The following is a 16,921-nucleotide window of genomic DNA, read 5'->3' on the forward strand; positions in this document are numbered from 1 at the left end:
CCTGGCGCGATAAGCAGGCCTAAACGCAATCACCCATTATGTCTGATCCGCAAGGTTTATCACGATGCTGCGCTTTGCCTTTTTGCTGCCTTTTCTGGGATTCGCGCAATGCGACCGGGATGAAAGCGTCGCTGCGTATGGGGCCGCAGATCAAACATGGGCGCTGCAGGAAATCGATGGCCTGCCCTATGACGCAACCGCGCTGATACGCTTCCCAGAAGAAGGCCGGATCGAAGGAAACGCGCCATGCAACACGTACAGCGCGACGTTGAACGCACCTTATCCCTGGTTCGAACTGCAGAATCTAACCGCCACTCGCGCCGCCTGTGCAGGGCTTGAGGCTGAAGGGTTCTATTTTGCTGCGTTGATGGCGATGACCCAGTCCGAAGTGTCAGGCGACGTGATGATCCTGCGCAATGAGGATGGGCACGAAATGGTGTTCAGAGCCGTCGAGTAAGCTGATCCACAAAGCGGGCGCGCGCCTCGGGCAATGGGTTATTGCCCAGCGAGGTTGCGACGCGATGTGTCAGGAAATAGCCGGTCGTCTGTAACGCTTCGATAATCTCGGCATCCGGGGCGTCGCCTTCGCCGCGCAGACACGGCGGCAGCGCAAGCAGCTTGTCCGCCCATTCCCCGGCCCCCTGCGTACTAACGGCGCGACCGGATTTGGGTGAGACATAGATCAACCCGTCGGTCACTCCGGTCACTGCGCATGTCTGCAGATCCAGACCAAACCCCAGCTCTTCCAGCAGCGCCAACTCCCAGCGCAAGTAGGCCAGTGGCCAGATGTCATCCTGCCCCAGAAGGTCCATCAGCTGTTCGGTCTTTTTGTAGATCGCAGGGTGCGGTTCACGTTCGGGTAGGCAAAACGCCAGCAGCGCCACCACTGCGTTCAGCCCCGCCAGCGCCAACCGTCCCGAAAACGCCGCCGCCGCGCGGGACCTGAGCGGTTCCACCTGAAACGTGCCAATATGTTCCTCAAGCCGCGCGCGCCAAAGTACATCTAACTGCGCACCGGGCTGCAGGATCGGTGCAATCTTGCGACTGGTCCCCCCGCGCACAACACCGGCATGGCGACCGTGGCCTTCGGTAAAGACCTCAATAATCGCAGCTGTTTCGCCGTGGCGGCGAGAGGTCAGAAGGATGCCGTGATCGCGCCAGTCCAAGTTGGGATCCTGTGGGTGGTTGGGTCAGTACTCTAGCAGAAGATCGTGACGAACCGCATTCTGCAAGGGTTAAGCATCGTGAGCGACAAGAGTTGTGCCTCCGGGCAAGCGCAATGGTTCGGAACAAAGACATCTAAGTGGACAATTTACTACTATTGATCTCTCGCAAGCAATTTAGCATCGAACCAAACATCCTCATAAATGCCATCGGTCAAGAAACGCCAGCCTGGAGGCAATGACAGGAACTTTAACGCAAGAGTGCATTTTGTTTCTAAATGCGCCGTGTGAAGGGGTTTGAAAAAACCTTCGTCCTCTGAAAATTGCTGGCTTCCCCAAATATACCAACCCGTTGTGCCGTTTTCTTCTCGGTGCCGCAGGCCATTAAGTGGAATTTCACCATCCAATGCAGACTGAGAAACCCCAACCTTTTCGCCAAGGTGGCATTCGCAGACTTCCGCACCAACTGCCTTGCAAACTTCTATTTGAGACTGTCGCACAGCCAAGTGCATTGGTGTTTCTCCCCAAGATTTTGGCAGCTTAGTCATATTTAAGAATGTCACAATGGGGCTCGAAGCAGTCATTCAAGGAACTGCTATTCCAACCCCTCTTCGCCGAGCAGATGTCGGCCCTGCCGATCCTCGACCTCGATAACCCACAGATCGGGGTCAAAGCTGCGCTGGCGTTGGATGGCCGCGTCTACATCCGCCTCTGCGCCGCTGGACAGTTCGACCCATTTGCGGTCACCGCTCATCAGGTCGAAACTGCGTTGGAACGCCATCGCCTGACCGTCCAGCGTGTTAAGCTTGACCAGCACCGCGCCCGCTGTGTCGTCGCCATGGGTCACGACAAAGGCCGGGATTTCCTGAAATCGCAGGCGCGCCAGATAGGCGTGGACCCAGAAATCAGCTGTCAGCCGCGTCATGCGTTGCCGTCTTTGAAGTCCAGACCCATTTCCGAATAGCGCTCGGATTCCTCCAGCCAGTTGGGCCGGACTTTGACCTGCAGGAACAGGTGGATTTTACGGTCCAGGAACTCTTCCAGTTCCGCCCGCGCCGCTTGGCTGACCGCCTTGATCGTCTCGCCCTTTTTGCCCAGCACGATGCCTTTGTGGCCGTCGCGCATGACATAGATGATCTGGTCGATTTTGGCGGAACCGTCCTTGCGCTCTTCCCAGCTCTCGGTTTCGACCGTCAGTTGGTAGGGCAGTTCCTGATGCAGGCGCAGGGTCAGTTTCTCGCGCGTCATTTCAGCGGCGATCATGCGCAAGGGCAGGTCGGCGATCTGATCTTCGGGGTAGAGCCACGGGCCCTCGGGCAGTTCCGAGGCCAGCCATTTGCGCAGGTCGTCAACGCCATGGCCTTTTTCAGCCGAGATCATAAAGGTCTCGGCAAATGGATAGCGTGTGTTCAAGTCGCTGGTCAGGGCCAGTAGCACTTCGGATTGAACCTTGTCGATCTTGTTGATCGCCAGCGCGATTTTACGGCCCTGCCCGATCTCTTCCAGACCTTCGAGGATGCGCTCGACCCCTTCAGTGATGCCACGATGGGCCTCGACCATCAGCACGACGACATCGGCATCGGCGGCCCCGCCCCACGCTGCGGCAACCATGGCACGGTCCAGGCGGCGACGGGGTTTGAACAGGCCGGGTGTATCGACGAAGACCAGCTGCGCGTCGCCCTCCATCGCGACACCACGGATGCGAGTACGAGTGGTTTGCACCTTATGCGTCACGATCGAGACCTTGGCCCCGACCATGCGGTTCAAAAGGGTGGATTTGCCTGCGTTGGGCTCTCCGATCAGGGCGATAAATCCGGCACGTGTGGTCATGTGTGTTGCGATCCTGTTTGCAAGTGCGCACCCCTATAGCAGAAAGGGGCTGCGGGCCAGAGGGATTTGTCGCATTGCAGCCATGCATACAAGGTGGCAGGACAGCGAAGCGCCACGCCAAACCCAGCCAGGCGGCCATCCAATCCGTGAGGCGAGATATGAAACGTCGAGAGTTTCTTTTGGGCAGCGGTGCCGCTGCGGGAGCGCTGGGTCTGAGCGGGTTCGGTCTGGCGGCCGGGACGCAAGAACTGGTAATTCAGCCAGCCAGTTTTGCGCTGAGGGATCAGGTCACGGATGGCATGGTCAGCCTGTCGCCGGGCGCGCCTCCTCCGGTTCTGTATGGACGTCAGGGTGAGGTGATGCGGTTGTCGGTGCGCAATACGCTGACCGATTACACGGCGATGCATTGGCACGGGCTGCGGATCGCCAATGAGATGGACGGCGTGCCTTATCTGACCCAGATGCCGATGGGTCAAAACGAGGTTTTTCAGTACGAATTCACGCCACCCGATGCAGGCACCTACTGGTATCACCCCCATTGCATGACCATGGAACAGATGGCCCACGGGTTGACTGGCGTGATGGTGATTGCCGAACCCGAAGACCCCGGCTTTGACAGCGAACAGGTGATCAATCTGCGCGATTTCCGGCTGGATGATGATGGCGCATTTCTACCCGCCTATACGCAACGGGGTGCGGCCCGCGCGGGAACATTTGGCAATGTCCACACCGCCAACTGGTTGCAACAGCCAGTCTATGACCACGCTGCCGGTGGGCTGGTCCGCCTGCGTGTGGTCAACACCGACACGAGCCGGATTTACAAACTGCATCTTGAGGGGGCCGAGGCTCGGATCATCGCCTGGGATGGGCACCCGGCCGACGTAGAAATTCCCCTGCCCAGCGCTGACAAACCGCTGCTGGTTGGCTCCGGTCAACGGGTGGATTTTGCGGTGGCGATGCCTGAAGGCGAAGGTCAGACCGTCGCGCTAATGGCGAAACTGCCGGGTCAACCGCCCCGCGCCATGGCGCGGTTGCACGCAGTTGGCGCGACCGTTGCGCGAAATCTGCGTGACTTGAAGCCCCTACCCGTCAACCCGGTTGCAAAACCCGATCTGGCCAATGCGGAACTGCATGAGTTCGTCTTTGGCTGGACGCCTGAAGGTGGCGTTCCGAACAACGGCTTCTGTGGCTCGCTCGGTTACAATTTCTGGTCAATCAATCGCAAACCGTGGCCGGGGGATGCAGCTCAGGGCGTGGGCCCTTTGGCGACGCTGGAGCTGGGCAAAACCTATGTTCTGAGGTTGCGGAATGAATCGCCAAACTTGCATCCGATCCACCTGCACGGGCTGGCCTTTGTGCCCCTGAAGTCTAATCAACGCCAATTGCCGCCCCAGATGACGGATACGATGTTGCTGCTAAAAGACGAGGTGGTCGAGATTGCCCTGGTTGCCGACAATCCGGGCGATTGGGCGTTTCATTGCCATGTGATCGAGCATCAGAAAACCGGCCTGACCGGGTTTATTCGGGTTGTTTGAAGGGCGGATTGCGCCACTCAAACTCATCAAGTGTCAGGTTTCCCGGCGGGTGATCAGGCGCAGGATTGCAACCAGTACGATGCCGTAAAGCACATGGCCAATCAGCGCGACCCAAGTAATCCCGGTGAAGTTCAAAAACGGCGGCAGGCCCGAGAAGGCGGTAACGCCGCCGATTGCGAAGACCCATAATCCGGCCCCGTAAAGCGCCGAGGCCAGAAACCAATGCACCGGACCCACTACGAGCGTCCAGATAGGTTTGAAGACATAGGCCCATCCCATCGGGTAGCCAATCAGACCCACGATGTAGAAATGGACAAAGAACCCGAGAAAGGCACTGCTTGGCAGCCCGAGGCTGGACAGCAGACTCTGTGCCAGACCTTCGGGCGACAGATTTGCCCAGCCGATAGAAGGGCTGAGGACCTGGCCCCAGAAATCAAATGCCATTGTGGCGAAAAACCCGGCGATAAACAAAAGCCCGATATAGGTTACACTCAGTCTGCTTTTTTCCATTGAACCGCTCTCAATAACTCCAATTCGTAAACTCTGATCGGGCTTAGTGCGGCCGGGTCAAAGCAACTCTGCAGTACATAAAAAGACAGCCAGATTTTGCCAGAATTATCAATGAAGTGTTACATATTTTACAATGCAGTGCCGGTCGCGCGTCAACTAAGACGTTCTAGCAAAGCCTTCGCCGCCGCCTGTTCCGCCTGCCGTTTCGATCCCGCAGTGGCCTGCGCCTCGGTGCCGTCTTGCAGACGGGCCGCAATGGTGAAGACAGGCGCGTGGTCGGGGCCGCTGCGCTTGACTTCGACATAGCTGGGTGGCTTCTGGCCGCGGGCCTGCGCCCATTCCTGCAAAGAGGTTTTGGCGTCGCGGGCGTCGGCCTCGACACTGTGGACCCGATCGCCCCAAAGGGCGAGGATCACGTCGCGCGCTGCTTCGAAATCAGCGTCGCGGTAGATGGCGGCAATCACCGCCTCCATCGCATCGCCCAACAGCGCCTGTTTGCGGCGTCCTCCCGAGAGCATCTCGGACCGGCCCAGTTTCAGCACCGCTCCCAGATCGATCTGCAAAGCCACATCGGCGCAGGCTTCCTTGCGGACCAACGCATTGAAGCGCGGGGCCAGCTGGCCTTCGGATGCCTTTTTGTCTGCCTCAAGCAAGGCGGTCGCCATCACAAGTCCCAACACTCGATCGCCCAGAAACTCCAACCGCTGATTGTCGGGCCGGGTGGACGAAGAGACTGAGCCGTGGGTCAATGCCCGCAGAAGCAACTCGGGGTTGGCGAACTCATACCCAAGCCGCTGCTGGAACGCTTTTATCTCGGCCGATAGCTTCAATTGACTGCCTTGAAGAACCGATCTCCGCGCCAGGTCCAGAAGAACAGCATCGAGCGGCCAGCGGATGAGAACATGATCCGATCGGCGCGACCGATCAGGTTTTCATATGGCACATAGCCAACCCCTCCGGCGGATTGCGGCAGGCGGCTGTCGGCAGAGTTATCGCGGTTGTCGCCCATGAAGAAGTAGTTGCCTTCCGGCACGGTATAGATGCCGGTGTTGTCCGATCCCTGATTGTGGATGTTCAGAACATCGTATGAAACGCCATTGGGCAGCGTTTCGATCATGCGGGATTTCTCACAGATGCCCCCGTTCCCCACCGGGCCGTTTTCGCATCGTGGTCGCAGACCCTGAGGACCTTGCGGAGCGGCAACCTCGGTAAAGACGCCATCGGGCTGCTGTGGAACCGGTGTTCCGTTCAGAATGATCTGCCCCTCTCGCACCTGAATGCGATCCCCCGGCAGGCCGATCAGCCGTTTGATATAGTCCCGCCCGGTGACCGGGTGGCGGAACACGATCACATCGCCGCGTTCGGGATCGCCGCCCCAAATGCGCGTATTGTCTTCGCCTGGCAGCCAGCCGCAGATACCTTCGGCATCAATGTTCAGGCCGATGCTGGGCATGACCATGCTGGGGCAAGATGCGTAGGAGTAGCCATAGGCCATTTTGTTAACGAACAGGAAATCCCCGATCAACAGCGTTTGCTTCATCGATCCGGAGGGAATCCAGAACGGCTGGAAGAACAGCGTGCGGAAAACACCCGCGATCAGCAGGGCGTAGACGATGGTCTTGATCGTCTCCCAGACGGCATTTCCGGATTTGGCTTCCTCGGCCATACTGCTCTCTCCAGTCTTTGCTTGGTTGGGGTGCTACATGCGGGTCGGGTGGGGGCAAGTCAAGGCCGTGCGGCCCCATCTTGCAGTGGTCGCGCCTCGATCACGACAAAGGCCTGTGCCCAGGGGTGGTCATCGGTCAGAGTGACGTGGATGATCGCCTCGTACCCGTCCGGGGTCATTTCCTTCAAACGCTCGGCAGCCCAGCCAGTCACATGCATGATGGGCTGGCCGGTGCGGAGGTTGGTGACAGACATGTCTTTCCACGCGATCCCCATGGCAAGGCCTGTGCCCAGCGCCTTGGAACACGCCTCTTTCGCGGCCCAGCGCTTGGCGTAGGTGCCGGCCGTGTCGGCACGACGTTCGGCCTTGCTCTGTTCAATATCGGTGAAGACACGGTTGCGAAACCGATCGCCGAAGCGGTCAAGCGTGCCTTGGATGCGCTCAATATTTGCGAGGTCCGTGCCGATGCCGAGGATCATGTTCCCTGCTCTACTTTGCGTGGGTGTATGTTGTATCCTCGACCAACACCGAAGACAAAAGCGTAGCGACACAAAAACAAGGAAATACCCAAACTGATCAAGAGCTCAAAGCACCATAGAACGACTTGTTCTGACAAGTGCCAACGTTGGGGTGAGACTGCCAGATTATACAACAAAGCACAGGCAAGTACTGCAAAAAAAGTGGTCAAAACCGTCTTACGCGCGAGAATCCAACTCTTCTCTGGCGGGCCGCATTGGAAACCCCTACGACCGATATCAAATCCATACACCAAAGCAGCCACCGCAATCGAAAAGATCAGCGAGGATAACCTCGTGGGCCATTCAAACCACAGAAATGCTCTCGCCATGTTCAGAAAAACATAGGTCATTAGAACGATGTTTAGAAACAGAGGGCGATGCAATCCAACTTGCTTGTCTCGTGAAAACAAATACTTCACCCAAAATCCCTCAGTTAGGATCGCTTAAGACAACCGCACCGTCAGAATCTTGTAACTTGCCAACCCAAAGAACCCGGCAAAGGCGAAATCGAACCAGCGGCGGGTGCGGCGGTAGGTTTGGACCATGCGCGCGGACGAAAACAGAAAAGCGTAGCCGATGAAGATCAGCAACGATCCTGCGTAGAGTAAGCCAAAATAGCCCAGCAACATCGCGAGGCTAGCGTCGTTCGCGGCGACGATGGCGTAGATCGAGCCCCAGCTGAGGATTGCCTTGGGGTTAGTCAGGTGGATGGCCGCCCCTTTGGCAAAGATGGTTGGCAGCGACCCGGTGATCGGGTTGCCCAATGCCACCTCATCCGAGGTCAGAGCGCGGCGCAGCGCCTTGAGGGCCAACCAACCCAGATAGGCAACGCCGATGTAGCGGATCACTTCGAATACCCAGACATTGGCCAGCATGATCGCCGACAGGCCCAGCGCGGCGGCAATGCCCCACGCGGCGGACCCGGCACAGATGCCCAGCGCAAAGGCCAAACCAGCGGTGCGGCCTTCATTCATGGCTGTTCCGGCGATGCCCATAGTTGCAGGACCCGGGGAGCCGCCCGCCAAGAGCCAGGCGATCCAGATCGCGACAAACCCAGAGGTGATCATGCCCGCGCCTCATCCATCAGGCGACGCATTTCGGCCATGGCCGGGGTGAGGCCCAGAAAGATCGCCTCCCCAATCAGGAAGTGGCCGATATTCAACTCGCGCACTTCGGGAAAGGCCGCAACGGGCTTGACCGTATCATAGGTCAGGCCATGGCCCGCGTGCACCTCAAGACCCAGCGAATGACCAAATGTCGACATCTCGCGCAGCGACTCCAGCTCGCGCGCGGCATCTTCCATGCGGCCCTCGGCATGAGCGTCGCAATAGGCGCCGGTATGCAACTCAATCACTTCGGCCCCGATGCGATGGGCGGCTTCGATCTGACGCTTGTCAGCGGCGATGAAGATTGAGACGCGGCAACCAACCTCACGCAGGGGCGCGATGAAATGTGCCAGCTTGTTTTCCTCGCGCGCGACCTCCAGCCCGCCCTCGGTCGTGCGTTCCTCTCGCTTTTCGGGAACGATGCAGACAGCGTGCGGTTTGTGGCGCAGGGCGATCTTCTGCATTTCTTCAGTTGCGGCCATTTCAAAATTCAAAGGCACCGACAGAACCTCCATCAGCCCGTCGATATCGGCGTCCGAGATATGGCGGCGGTCTTCGCGCAGATGCGCTGTGATGCCGTCTGCCCCTGCTTCTTCGGCCAGTTTCGCCGCGCGCAACGGATCGGGGTAAGCCCCGCCACGCGCATTGCGCACCGTCGCCACATGATCGATGTTCACACCCAGACGCAGATGGTTGTCAGACATCACCCGATTCCTTTTTCCGATTTTGTTCCGAACCTAGAGCGTTTGAGTCGGGAACGGCAGCCTTAGCTTCGGCCAAACGTTTGATTTGTTCGAACTTTGCCTTGATCTTGGCGCGGCGGCGATTCTGATAGGTGCGGATCAACGGCAGGCTGAGATAGCCGCAGATCAAACCTGCTACGATCCCCGGAATGACGCCGCCCACCAGATATGGGAAAAATACATCGTCGTAAAACCGGCTGAGACCATGCCAATCCGCTTCGCGCCCTGTGAACACGGCGATGCAATTGTCTTTGAGATCGCCCATCGCATCGGCAAACTTGCCCATCAGCCCATGCGTGTCGCCCTTGCGGAACCGGGTGCCCAAAAGGAAATGTCCGGTCTGCAGGCTGACGACGCCGATGGGGACGTAGGTCAGCGGATTGCCGAAGAACGTACCGCTGAGCGCCGCCAGAATATTGCCGTTCAGCAGGCGCGCCAACACGGCGGCGACCACGAAATGAAGCCCGTAAAACGGGGTAAACGCAGCAAAGACCCCTGCCCCGATTCCACGTGCGATCCGGTCAGGTGAATCCGGCAGTCGGCGAACGCGGTGTTTGACATAGTGAAAGGCGCGGGTCCAACCACCGCGCGGATAGACAAATTCAGATGCGACCTGGACGGGTGAGCGTCGATCTCGGCGCTTGAAAACCACTCCTGATCACCCCTTCTCAGCCAGCCGCAACTGCGGTTTTTGCACGGTCCCGATACCGTTCGACCGCAGCAACGTCGCTTTCAGCCTCGAGCATCAGCATCAGAGAATGCAGCTGTTCCAGATCGCGCAGTTCGACGTTGATCATCAGTCGGTAAAAATCCGGTTTCCGATCCACGAATTCGAGGTTGGAGATATTGGCCTTTTTCTCGCCGATCAATGTACAAATTCGCCCCAATACACCGGCATCGTTGCCAATGGTCAGGTCCAGCGTGGCGCCGTAGACTGCCGGGTGCGTTCCAGAGTGCCAGTGCAGATCGACCCACCGCTCGGGCTCGTTCTCGAATTCAGACAGGCGGTCGCAATCGATGGCGTGCACAACCACACCTTTGCCACGGTAGGTAATCCCCACTATGCGTTCACCCGGCACCGGTTGACAACAAGGCGCGCGATCAAAGCTCTGCCCTGGTTCCAGACCAATAACGGCGCGGCGCAACGGGATGGCATCGCCTTCATCCTTGGCGAGCTCTGGATACACCGCCTCGACCACCTCATGGGCGGTCAGTTCGGCACTGCCCAACCGGGCCAGCAGTTCCTGACGGTCCGTAAGTCGCAGATGTTTTGCTGCAGTATCCAGCGCCTTGTCGGTTGCTTTGCGCCCAACGTTCTCGAACCCAGCGCGGGCCAGTTCCTTGCCCAGTTTGATAAAACGTTCCCGATCAACTTCGCGCAGAGCACGGCGAATGGCAGTGCGAGCCTTGCCGGTCACGGCGATCTCAAGCCAGCTGACCTGAGGCGTTTGCCCGTCTGCGGTAATGATATCGACCGACTGACCGTTCTTGAGCCGTGTCCACAAGGGCACGCGGATGCCATCCACTTTGGCACCAACACAGGCATGGCCGATGCGTGTGTGAATGGCATATGCAAAGTCAATGGGTGTGGCACCACGCGGTTGCTTGACCACATCCCCTTTCGGCGTGAAGCAAAACACCTGATCCGAATACATCTCAAGCTTGACGGCTTCGAGGAAATCTTCGTGGTCTTCTTCGTTGTCAAACTGCTCGGTCAGGTTGGAAATCCACTTTGCCGGATCCACGGCAAACGGGTTTTCTGAGCGTACACCGTCGCGGTACGACCAATGCGCCGCGACCCCGGTTTCGGCCACGTCATGCATCTGACGGGTGCGGATCTGAACTTCAACCCGTTTGCCGTCACGCCCCGACACGGTGGTGTGAATCGAGCGATAGCCGTTCGATTTCGGCTGGCTTATATAGTCCTTGAACCGCCCGGGCACGGCGCGCCAGCGCTGATGGATTGCGCCGAGGGTACGATAACAGTCTTCCTCGGTCTGGGTGATGATGCGGAACCCGTAGATGTCAGACAGGCGCGAGAAGCCCTGATCTTTTTCCTGCATCTTGCGCCAGATTGAATATGGCTTTTTGGCACGCCCAAATACCTCTGCTTCGATCCCGACCTTTTCAAGTTCATGCCGCATGTCGCCGGTGATGCGATGGATCACATCGCCGGTTTCCCGTTGCAGCGTGATGAAACGGCGGATGATCGATTGGCGCCCTTCTGGATTGAGAACGCGGAACGCGAGGTCTTCAAGCTCTTCCCGCATCCATTGCATACCCATACGGCCAGCAAGTGGCGCATAGATATCCATGGTTTCACGCGCTTTGATCACCTGCTTTTCCGGTCGCATGGCCTTGATGGTGCGCATGTTGTGCAAACGGTCGGCCAGCTTGACCAGGATGACCCGCAAATCCTTGGACATGGCCATGAACAATTTGCGGAAGTTCTCGGCTTGCTTGGTCTCGCGACTGGACAGCTGCAGGTTGGTCAGTTTGGTGACACCATCGACCAGTTTGGCGACCTCTTCGCCGAACAGTTCCGACACTTTGCCATAATTGGCTTTGGTGTCTTCGATTGTGTCGTGAAGCAGCGCGGTAATAATCGTGGCATCATCCAGACGCTGTTCGGTCAGGATGGCGGCAACGGCAACGGGATGGGTAAAATAGGGCTCGCCTGAGTGGCGAAACTGCCCGTCATGCATCTGCCGGCCAAACTCATAGGCCTTTGCGATACGATCAGCATTGGTCTTGGGGTTGTAGTTGCGGACCAGCGCAATCAGATCTTCAGCAGAAATCATCCGGTCCGCACCTTCGTCTTGGGGCTTACCCCTGGCCCTGAGCCTCCATCAATGCGCGCAGGAGCTTTTCTTCGGACATGTCGTCATCGGCAGGCTTGTCCGATTCCGCACCCATCAGCAGCGCCATCTGATCTTCTTCAGGCTCGTCAACCTCGATCTGGGTCTGGTTGGCCTCAATCAGGCGTTCGCGCAGATCATCCGCGCTTTGGGTCTCGTCGGCGATTTCACGCAGCGACACGACGGGGTTTTTGTCGTTGTCACGGTCAACGGTGATCGGGCCACCGGCGGAAATCTCGCGCGCACGATGGGCGGCAAGCATTACCAGTTCGAACCGGTTTGGAACCTTGTCTACGCAATCTTCAACCGTTACGCGGGCCATCGGGCGCTCTCCGTTACTGAATCCATGTCAGGAAGAGGTTTATCTAAGGCCGATTGCACGCCTTGACAAGCAAGAAATGCTGCAAATGCGCGGATCACAGAGGCGTGACTGAAACAACATCTTCGGCAGGCAGCATAGCGACCATCTCGGTCACTGTGCGACCTAGCACCGGATGGCGCCAATCGGGTGCCACATCCGCCATCGGAACCAGCACAAACGCCCGGTCCTGAAGACGCGGATGCGGCAAGATCAACTGATCTGGCGCTTGCTGCCGCTGATCCTGTGGTGAAAGGGTCAGCCAATGGTCAAATTCGTTACGATCGGGCAACACCGTGTCACCCCAAGCGACCAAGTCCAAATCAAGCGTGCGCATGCCCCATCGCTGTATCCGCTCGCGCCCGAATTGGAGCTCGATCTCGTGCAGAATCTGCAGCAGGTCAGCGGGTGCTTTGTTCGAACTGAGCAGGGCGGCTGCATTTACATAGTCCGGACCGGCACCAGCCGGAAAGCACGGGGTCGCAAAAAACCGGCTGACCGCACGAATCAGCACACCCTTGGCAGACAAAGCGTCCAGAGCCCTCTGAAGTGTCACTTTGGGTCCGTTTCCACTCAGATTGAGATTTGCGCCCAGCGCGAGCACGGCTTCGGGCAACGAATCGCTCATTAAACCTCCTTTGTTAACCAAATTGGACACTTGCGATACACAACAAATGCCCTAATTATAGGCTTACCAGTGCGTCCGGAATTTCACTCACTCACCAAAGTCGCGACGTGTTGGATTATACCGGAAGGGACTATTTATGTTTTATAAGGACGAACGGCTAGCGCTGTTCATTGATGGCTCGAATCTTTACGCTGCGGCAAAAGCACTCGGTTTTGATATAGACTACAAACTTCTGCGGCAGGAATTCATGCGCCGCGGCAAGTTGCTGCGAGCCTTCTACTATACTGCGCTACTGGAAAACGACGAGTATTCTCCGATCCGCCCCCTGGTTGACTGGCTGCATTACAACGGCTTCACCATGGTGACGAAACCGGCCAAAGAATACACCGACAGCATGGGGCGTCGGAAGGTCAAAGGAAACATGGATATCGAACTGACCGTCGATGCCATGGAACTGGCACCGCGCGTCGATCATATCGTGCTGTTTTCGGGTGATGGGGATTTCCGCCCGTTGATTGCAAGCCTGCAGCGTCAGGGCGTGCGTGTATCGGTCGTTTCAACCATCCGCAGCCAGCCGCCGATGATTTCGGACGAGCTGCGCCGCCAAGCCGACAACTTCATCGAGCTGGAAGACCTGCGTGACGTCGTAGGACGCCCGCCGCGCGAGATGCCGGCAGAACCGCGCAGCGTCGCAGTGGCCAGCGGCAGCTGATCTGACGATCAAAACGGGATGGGGACGAAATTCGCGCGGTCAGGACAATTGATCCTGACCGCGCTTCTTTAACTATAAACAGGTGCTCAAACATCGTCGGGCTACCATCGATTCATGTCAGATCAATGACGCGGTCCTGTCTGGACCAAGGCTGGGAAAAGACTTACCTGTGGCCTAAGGAGACAGCGACATGAGCAAGCCGCCACTGAGACTTTACTTGGCCGCACCGCGCGGGTTCTGCGCAGGTGTGGACCGTGCCATCAAAATCGTCGAGATGGCCCTGCAAAAATGGGGCGCGCCGGTCTATGTGCGCCATGAGATCGTGCACAACAAATTCGTCGTTGACGGGTTGCGCGCCAAAGGCGCCGTCTTTGTCGAAGAGCTGGACGAATGCCCCAATGACCGACCGGTGATCTTCTCCGCCCACGGGGTGCCTAAATCGGTTCCCGCAGAAGCCACTCAGCGTGAGATGATTTATGTGGATGCGACCTGCCCATTGGTCTCGAAAGTCCATGTCGAAGCACAGCGTCACGCCGATGCCGGGTTACAGATGATCATGATTGGTCACAAAGGCCATCCGGAAACGGTTGGCACGATGGGCCAGCTGCCGGATGGCGAAGTGCTGCTGGTCGAGACTGTGGACGAAGTGGCCCATGTTCAGGTGCGAAACCCTGCGAAGCTGGCCTTTGTTACGCAGACAACGCTATCGATCGATGACACCAAGGACATCATCGCCGCGCTTGAGGCGCGGTTCCCGGCCATTGTCGGACCGCATAAAGAAGACATCTGCTATGCAACGACCAACCGGCAGGAGGCAGTGAAAGAGGTTGCTCCAAAATCCGATGCCTTGCTCGTGGTCGGGGCCCCAAATTCATCCAACTCGCGCCGACTGGTCGAGGTCGCATCACGCGCCGGGTGCAACTACGCGCAACTGGTTCAACGTGCGACAGAGATTGACTGGCGCGCGCTGGAAGGGATTTCGAGCATTGCGATCACAGCTGGCGCATCCGCCCCCGAAATTTTGGTAAATGAAGTCATCGAGGCTTTCAGCGATCACTACGACGTCACGGTAGAGCTGGTCGAAACCGCCGTTGAAAATGTCGAGTTCAAAGTCCCCCGTGTTTTGAGGCAACCCGCGTGAACGGGGTTCCAAAGGCGCCACTGTATCTGGGGCTGGCGGGTCTGATCCCGTTTATCTGGGGTGCGCTGACCTATCTGAACGGGGATTTGCAGGCCTGGGGCTCAAGTACATTTGGGTCCCGGTTTGTCGGGCCCTACGTCCAGCTTTTCTATGGCTCTGTGATCCTCAGCTTTATGTCCGGCGTTCTATGGGGGTTTGCGACCAAAACATCCGGCAGCAAGGCGGCAACCTGCTATGCGCTGTCGGTTCTGCCTGCGCTGTGGGCCTTTTTCATGACGAGCGGCGGGCCGGTCACTGCGGGCCTCAATCTAATTGTCGGGTTTGCCGGGCTGCTGCTGCTGGATGCGATGTTCTGGTATTGGGGTCTGGCGCCGCGCTGGTGGATGAAACTGCGTATACTGCTGACTGCAATCGTCGTTCTTTGCCTTGCTGTAGGAGTGTATCTATGAGCGATCGTGACACAATTTCCGTCTATGACGCGCAAGCCGCGCGGTACGCGGAACTGACAGATGACTCGAACAAATCTGACCGGGGCATGGATGATTTCATCGCAACGATACCGGCTGGGGGAACCGTATTGGATCTTGGCTGCGGTCCCGGCGCCTCGGCTTTGGTCATGGCTGAAGCGGGGCTTCAGGTCGACGCGACGGATGCCTCGGCAGAAATGGTCAAGCTGGCCTCGGCTCATAAAGGTGTTTCGGCCCGGCAGGCTACCTTTGCTGATCTGGATGCAGACAACGCATATGATGGCGTGTGGGCTAATTTTAGCCTGTTGCACGCGCCACGCAGTGAATTCCCGAACCATCTGGCCGCTATTCACACGTCGCTCAAACCCGGCGGCGTGTTCTTCATCGCCTTGAAACTGGGTGAAGGCGAAGGCCCCGACCGGCTGGGTCGATATTATAGCTACTACAGCGAGGACGCATTGAAGACGCATCTGCAAGACGCCGGTTTCACGGTAACCAACCAATGGCATGGCAGCGGAACAGGGTTGGACGGATCAGAGTCGGAGTGGATCAGACTGGCGGCCCATGCCTGAGCTTTTTGCCTATACGGATGGGGCCTGTTCCGGCAATCCCGGGCCTGGCGGTTGGGGTGTGTTGCTGCAGGCAAAGGACGGTGAGACCGTCCTGAAAGAGCGTGAACTGAACGGCGGCGAAGCGGAGACCACCAACAATCGAATGGAGTTGCTGGCTGCAATCAGCGCGTTGGAGGCACTGGAGCGCGCCTCGAAGATCACCATTGTCACGGACAGCGCCTATGTCAAAAACGGCGTCACCGGCTGGATTTTCGGATGGAAGCGGAACGGCTGGAAAACATCGAACAAAAAGCCGGTCAAGAATGTTGATCTGTGGCAACGACTGGACGAGGCGCAATCGCGCCATGACGTCATCTGGGAGTGGGTCAAGGGCCATGCGGGCCACCCCGAGAACGAAAAGGCCGACGAACTGGCCCGTGCAGGCATGGCGCCCTTCAAGCCAAAGAAGGCGCAGGCGTGAACGGTCTTGCACTGCTGGACTATGCATCGGTTTTGGTGTTTGCGCTGACTGGCGCGTTGGTGGCCAGCCGAGCACAACTGGACTTGGTTGGATTCGCCTTTGTCGCCTGTCTGACGGCCGTTGGTGGAGGCACGGTTCGGGATGTTCTGTTGGATCGGCACCCGGTGTTCTGGGTTGGCCAGCCCGACTATATCCTGATCGCCGCAGGTGCTGCCGTTCTGGTGTTCTTTACCGCGCATCTGATGGAAAGCCGGTACAACTGGCTGGTCTGGCTGGACAGTTTTGCCTTGTCGATTGCGGTCGCCGCAGGCACCGGTGCGGCAATGTCGCTGGGTCAGTCCGGCATCATCGTGGTTCTGATGGGGATCACCACAGGATGTCTCGGTGGGTTGATGCGGGACGTTGTCTGCAACGAGGTGCCTTTGGTTTTGAAACAAGGGCAGCTTTATGTCTCGTGCGCGTTGGCAGGGGCTTTGGCGGCGGTCGTTGCAACAAAGCTGGGGTTGGAGACGTTGCCCGCACTGGGCGTTTGTGCGTTGATATGCTGGGCCCTTAGGGCGGGCTCGCTGCTGTTTGGATGGCAACTACCGGTCTACAAAAGCCGCCCTCCCCGGCAATAAGCCGGCAGGCATTGCGATAGAATTGCCGGAAAAC

At 58.0% G+C, this 16,921-nt stretch carries 22 protein-coding genes; 8 read left to right on the plus strand and 14 right to left on the minus strand.

Annotated features, from left to right (window positions below):
* Nucleotides 1–64 precede the first annotated feature (64 nt).
* Nucleotides 65–457 carry an META domain-containing protein gene (locus Q1B13_RS20860; RefSeq protein ID WP_299083486.1) on the plus strand — a complete coding sequence of 131 codons (393 nt, stop codon included), beginning with the start codon at nucleotides 65–67 and terminating at the stop codon, nucleotides 455–457.
* Here the strand turns inward: Q1B13_RS20860 and recO are convergent.
* From recO to era, 4 genes are all read right to left on the minus strand, one after another.
* Nucleotides 441–1,166 carry a DNA repair protein RecO gene (recO, locus tag Q1B13_RS20865; RefSeq protein ID WP_299083489.1) on the minus strand — a complete coding sequence of 242 codons (726 nt, stop codon included), beginning with the start codon at nucleotides 1,164–1,166 and terminating at the stop codon, nucleotides 441–443. The two genes, Q1B13_RS20860 and recO, sit on opposite strands and share 17 nt — an antisense overlap.
* 152 nt (nucleotides 1,167–1,318) lie before the next feature.
* Nucleotides 1,319–1,711 (minus strand): hypothetical protein, encoded by a 393-nt coding sequence (locus tag Q1B13_RS20870; protein ID WP_299800389.1) that lies wholly within the window; start codon nucleotides 1,709–1,711, stop codon nucleotides 1,319–1,321.
* Between the two features lie 47 nt (nucleotides 1,712–1,758).
* On the minus strand, nucleotides 1,759–2,088 hold the full coding sequence (locus Q1B13_RS20875; RefSeq protein ID WP_299083495.1) for a DUF1491 family protein: 330 nt from the start codon (nucleotides 2,086–2,088) through the stop codon (nucleotides 1,759–1,761).
* Entirely contained in the window at nucleotides 2,085–2,993 is a 909-nt protein-coding gene (era, locus tag Q1B13_RS20880) for a GTPase Era (protein WP_299083497.1), read from the minus strand. The genes Q1B13_RS20875 and era overlap by 4 nt, the downstream gene beginning before the upstream one ends.
* Before the next feature lie 158 nt (nucleotides 2,994–3,151).
* Here era and Q1B13_RS20885 point away from each other — a divergent pair, with 158 nt between their 5' ends.
* The gene (locus Q1B13_RS20885) at nucleotides 3,152–4,528 is read left to right on the plus strand and encodes a multicopper oxidase family protein (RefSeq protein WP_299083500.1); all 1,377 of its coding nucleotides are present in this window, start codon (nucleotides 3,152–3,154) and stop codon (nucleotides 4,526–4,528) included.
* 33 nt (nucleotides 4,529–4,561) lie between these two features.
* On the opposite strand, the gene Q1B13_RS20890 is transcribed toward Q1B13_RS20885, so the two are convergent.
* The 10 genes from Q1B13_RS20890 to folK form a co-directional block, all read right to left on the minus strand.
* Nucleotides 4,562–5,038: a hypothetical protein gene (locus Q1B13_RS20890; RefSeq protein WP_299083503.1), complete on the minus strand. Its 477-nt coding sequence runs from the start codon at nucleotides 5,036–5,038 to the stop codon at nucleotides 4,562–4,564.
* A gap of 152 nt (nucleotides 5,039–5,190) precedes the next feature.
* Entirely contained in the window at nucleotides 5,191–5,868 is a 678-nt protein-coding gene (gene rnc / locus Q1B13_RS20895) for a ribonuclease III (protein ID WP_298937087.1), read from the minus strand.
* A complete protein-coding gene (lepB, locus tag Q1B13_RS20900) occupies nucleotides 5,865–6,704 on the minus strand; it encodes a signal peptidase I (RefSeq protein ID WP_298937088.1) in 840 nt (279 codons plus the stop codon). Before lepB ends, rnc begins: the two co-directional genes overlap by 4 nt.
* Before the next feature lie 59 nt (nucleotides 6,705–6,763).
* Nucleotides 6,764–7,183 carry a holo-ACP synthase gene (acpS, locus tag Q1B13_RS20905; RefSeq protein WP_298937089.1) on the minus strand — a complete coding sequence of 140 codons (420 nt, stop codon included), beginning with the start codon at nucleotides 7,181–7,183 and terminating at the stop codon, nucleotides 6,764–6,766.
* A gap of 482 nt (nucleotides 7,184–7,665) precedes the next feature.
* Nucleotides 7,666–8,289 carry a LysE family translocator gene (locus Q1B13_RS20910; RefSeq protein WP_299083506.1) on the minus strand — a complete coding sequence of 208 codons (624 nt, stop codon included), beginning with the start codon at nucleotides 8,287–8,289 and terminating at the stop codon, nucleotides 7,666–7,668.
* Entirely contained in the window at nucleotides 8,286–9,032 is a 747-nt protein-coding gene (locus tag Q1B13_RS20915) for a pyridoxine 5'-phosphate synthase (RefSeq protein ID WP_298937091.1), read from the minus strand. The genes Q1B13_RS20910 and Q1B13_RS20915 overlap by 4 nt, the downstream gene beginning before the upstream one ends.
* Complete coding sequence (locus Q1B13_RS20920; RefSeq protein ID WP_299083509.1) at nucleotides 9,025–9,723, minus strand: DUF2062 domain-containing protein; 699 nt, start codon at nucleotides 9,721–9,723, stop codon at nucleotides 9,025–9,027. Before Q1B13_RS20920 ends, Q1B13_RS20915 begins: the two co-directional genes overlap by 8 nt.
* 16 nt (nucleotides 9,724–9,739) lie before the next feature.
* A complete protein-coding gene (locus Q1B13_RS20925; protein ID WP_298937093.1) occupies nucleotides 9,740–11,872 on the minus strand; it encodes a bifunctional (p)ppGpp synthetase/guanosine-3',5'-bis(diphosphate) 3'-pyrophosphohydrolase in 2,133 nt (710 codons plus the stop codon).
* A gap of 25 nt (nucleotides 11,873–11,897) precedes the next feature.
* Nucleotides 11,898–12,251: a DNA-directed RNA polymerase subunit omega gene (gene rpoZ / locus Q1B13_RS20930; protein WP_085824454.1), complete on the minus strand. Its 354-nt coding sequence runs from the start codon at nucleotides 12,249–12,251 to the stop codon at nucleotides 11,898–11,900.
* Between the two features lie 94 nt (nucleotides 12,252–12,345).
* Nucleotides 12,346–12,915, minus strand: coding sequence for a 2-amino-4-hydroxy-6-hydroxymethyldihydropteridine diphosphokinase (gene folK, locus Q1B13_RS20935; RefSeq protein ID WP_299083512.1), 570 nt, complete (start codon nucleotides 12,913–12,915; stop codon nucleotides 12,346–12,348).
* A 136-nt stretch (nucleotides 12,916–13,051) separates the two neighbouring features.
* Between folK and Q1B13_RS20940 the strand changes: the two genes are divergently transcribed.
* The 6 genes from Q1B13_RS20940 (at nucleotide 13,052) to Q1B13_RS20965 (ending at nucleotide 16,887) form a co-directional block, all read left to right on the plus strand.
* Nucleotides 13,052–13,627 (plus strand): NYN domain-containing protein, encoded by a 576-nt coding sequence (locus tag Q1B13_RS20940; protein WP_120634425.1) that lies wholly within the window; start codon nucleotides 13,052–13,054, stop codon nucleotides 13,625–13,627.
* A 190-nt stretch (nucleotides 13,628–13,817) separates the two neighbouring features.
* Complete coding sequence (gene ispH / locus Q1B13_RS20945; protein WP_299083515.1) at nucleotides 13,818–14,768, plus strand: 4-hydroxy-3-methylbut-2-enyl diphosphate reductase; 951 nt, start codon at nucleotides 13,818–13,820, stop codon at nucleotides 14,766–14,768.
* On the plus strand, nucleotides 14,765–15,217 hold the full coding sequence (locus tag Q1B13_RS20950; protein ID WP_299083518.1) for a DUF3429 domain-containing protein: 453 nt from the start codon (nucleotides 14,765–14,767) through the stop codon (nucleotides 15,215–15,217). The genes ispH and Q1B13_RS20950 overlap by 4 nt, the downstream gene beginning before the upstream one ends.
* On the plus strand, nucleotides 15,214–15,807 hold the full coding sequence (locus Q1B13_RS20955; protein ID WP_299083521.1) for a bifunctional 2-polyprenyl-6-hydroxyphenol methylase/3-demethylubiquinol 3-O-methyltransferase UbiG: 594 nt from the start codon (nucleotides 15,214–15,216) through the stop codon (nucleotides 15,805–15,807). The genes Q1B13_RS20950 and Q1B13_RS20955 overlap by 4 nt, the downstream gene beginning before the upstream one ends.
* Nucleotides 15,800–16,267: a ribonuclease HI gene (gene rnhA, locus Q1B13_RS20960; RefSeq protein WP_120634429.1), complete on the plus strand. Its 468-nt coding sequence runs from the start codon at nucleotides 15,800–15,802 to the stop codon at nucleotides 16,265–16,267. The genes Q1B13_RS20955 and rnhA overlap by 8 nt, the downstream gene beginning before the upstream one ends.
* On the plus strand, nucleotides 16,264–16,887 hold the full coding sequence (locus Q1B13_RS20965) for a trimeric intracellular cation channel family protein (RefSeq protein WP_299083524.1): 624 nt from the start codon (nucleotides 16,264–16,266) through the stop codon (nucleotides 16,885–16,887). Before rnhA ends, Q1B13_RS20965 begins: the two co-directional genes overlap by 4 nt.
* Nucleotides 16,888–16,921 lie beyond the last annotated feature (34 nt).

Source organism: uncultured Ruegeria sp., assembly GCF_947489545.1.
GTDB lineage: Bacteria > Pseudomonadota > Alphaproteobacteria > Rhodobacterales > Rhodobacteraceae > Ruegeria.

Bases quoted from the DNA above. Each gene is read 5' to 3' on its own strand.
- Q1B13_RS20875 (WP_299083495.1), bottom strand. From the start codon at position 2,088: ATGACGCGGCTGACAGCTGATTTCTGGGTCCACGCCTATCTGGCGCGC.
- era (WP_299083497.1), bottom strand. From the start codon at position 2,993: ATGACCACACGTGCCGGATTTATCGCCCTGATCGGAGAGCCCAACGCA.
- Q1B13_RS20940 (WP_120634425.1), top strand. From the start codon at position 13,052: ATGTTTTATAAGGACGAACGGCTAGCGCTGTTCATTGATGGCTCGAAT.
- Q1B13_RS20860 (WP_299083486.1), top strand. From the start codon at position 65: ATGCTGCGCTTTGCCTTTTTGCTGCCTTTTCTGGGATTCGCGCAATGC.
- rpoZ (WP_085824454.1), bottom strand. From the start codon at position 12,251: ATGGCCCGCGTAACGGTTGAAGATTGCGTAGACAAGGTTCCAAACCGG.
- folK (WP_299083512.1), bottom strand. From the start codon at position 12,915: ATGAGCGATTCGTTGCCCGAAGCCGTGCTCGCGCTGGGCGCAAATCTC.
- Q1B13_RS20885 (WP_299083500.1), top strand. From the start codon at position 3,152: ATGAAACGTCGAGAGTTTCTTTTGGGCAGCGGTGCCGCTGCGGGAGCG.
- Q1B13_RS20910 (WP_299083506.1), bottom strand. From the start codon at position 8,289: ATGATCACCTCTGGGTTTGTCGCGATCTGGATCGCCTGGCTCTTGGCG.
- Q1B13_RS20955 (WP_299083521.1), top strand. From the start codon at position 15,214: ATGAGCGATCGTGACACAATTTCCGTCTATGACGCGCAAGCCGCGCGG.
- Q1B13_RS20915 (WP_298937091.1), bottom strand. From the start codon at position 9,032: ATGTCTGACAACCATCTGCGTCTGGGTGTGAACATCGATCATGTGGCG.
- Q1B13_RS20870 (WP_299800389.1), bottom strand. From the start codon at position 1,711: ATGACTAAGCTGCCAAAATCTTGGGGAGAAACACCAATGCACTTGGCT.
- Q1B13_RS20925 (WP_298937093.1), bottom strand. From the start codon at position 11,872: ATGATTTCTGCTGAAGATCTGATTGCGCTGGTCCGCAACTACAACCCC.
- acpS (WP_298937089.1), bottom strand. From the start codon at position 7,183: ATGATCCTCGGCATCGGCACGGACCTCGCAAATATTGAGCGCATCCAA.
- ispH (WP_299083515.1), top strand. From the start codon at position 13,818: ATGAGCAAGCCGCCACTGAGACTTTACTTGGCCGCACCGCGCGGGTTC.
- rnhA (WP_120634429.1), top strand. From the start codon at position 15,800: ATGCCTGAGCTTTTTGCCTATACGGATGGGGCCTGTTCCGGCAATCCC.
- lepB (WP_298937088.1), bottom strand. From the start codon at position 6,704: ATGGCCGAGGAAGCCAAATCCGGAAATGCCGTCTGGGAGACGATCAAG.
- Q1B13_RS20890 (WP_299083503.1), bottom strand. From the start codon at position 5,038: ATGGAAAAAAGCAGACTGAGTGTAACCTATATCGGGCTTTTGTTTATC.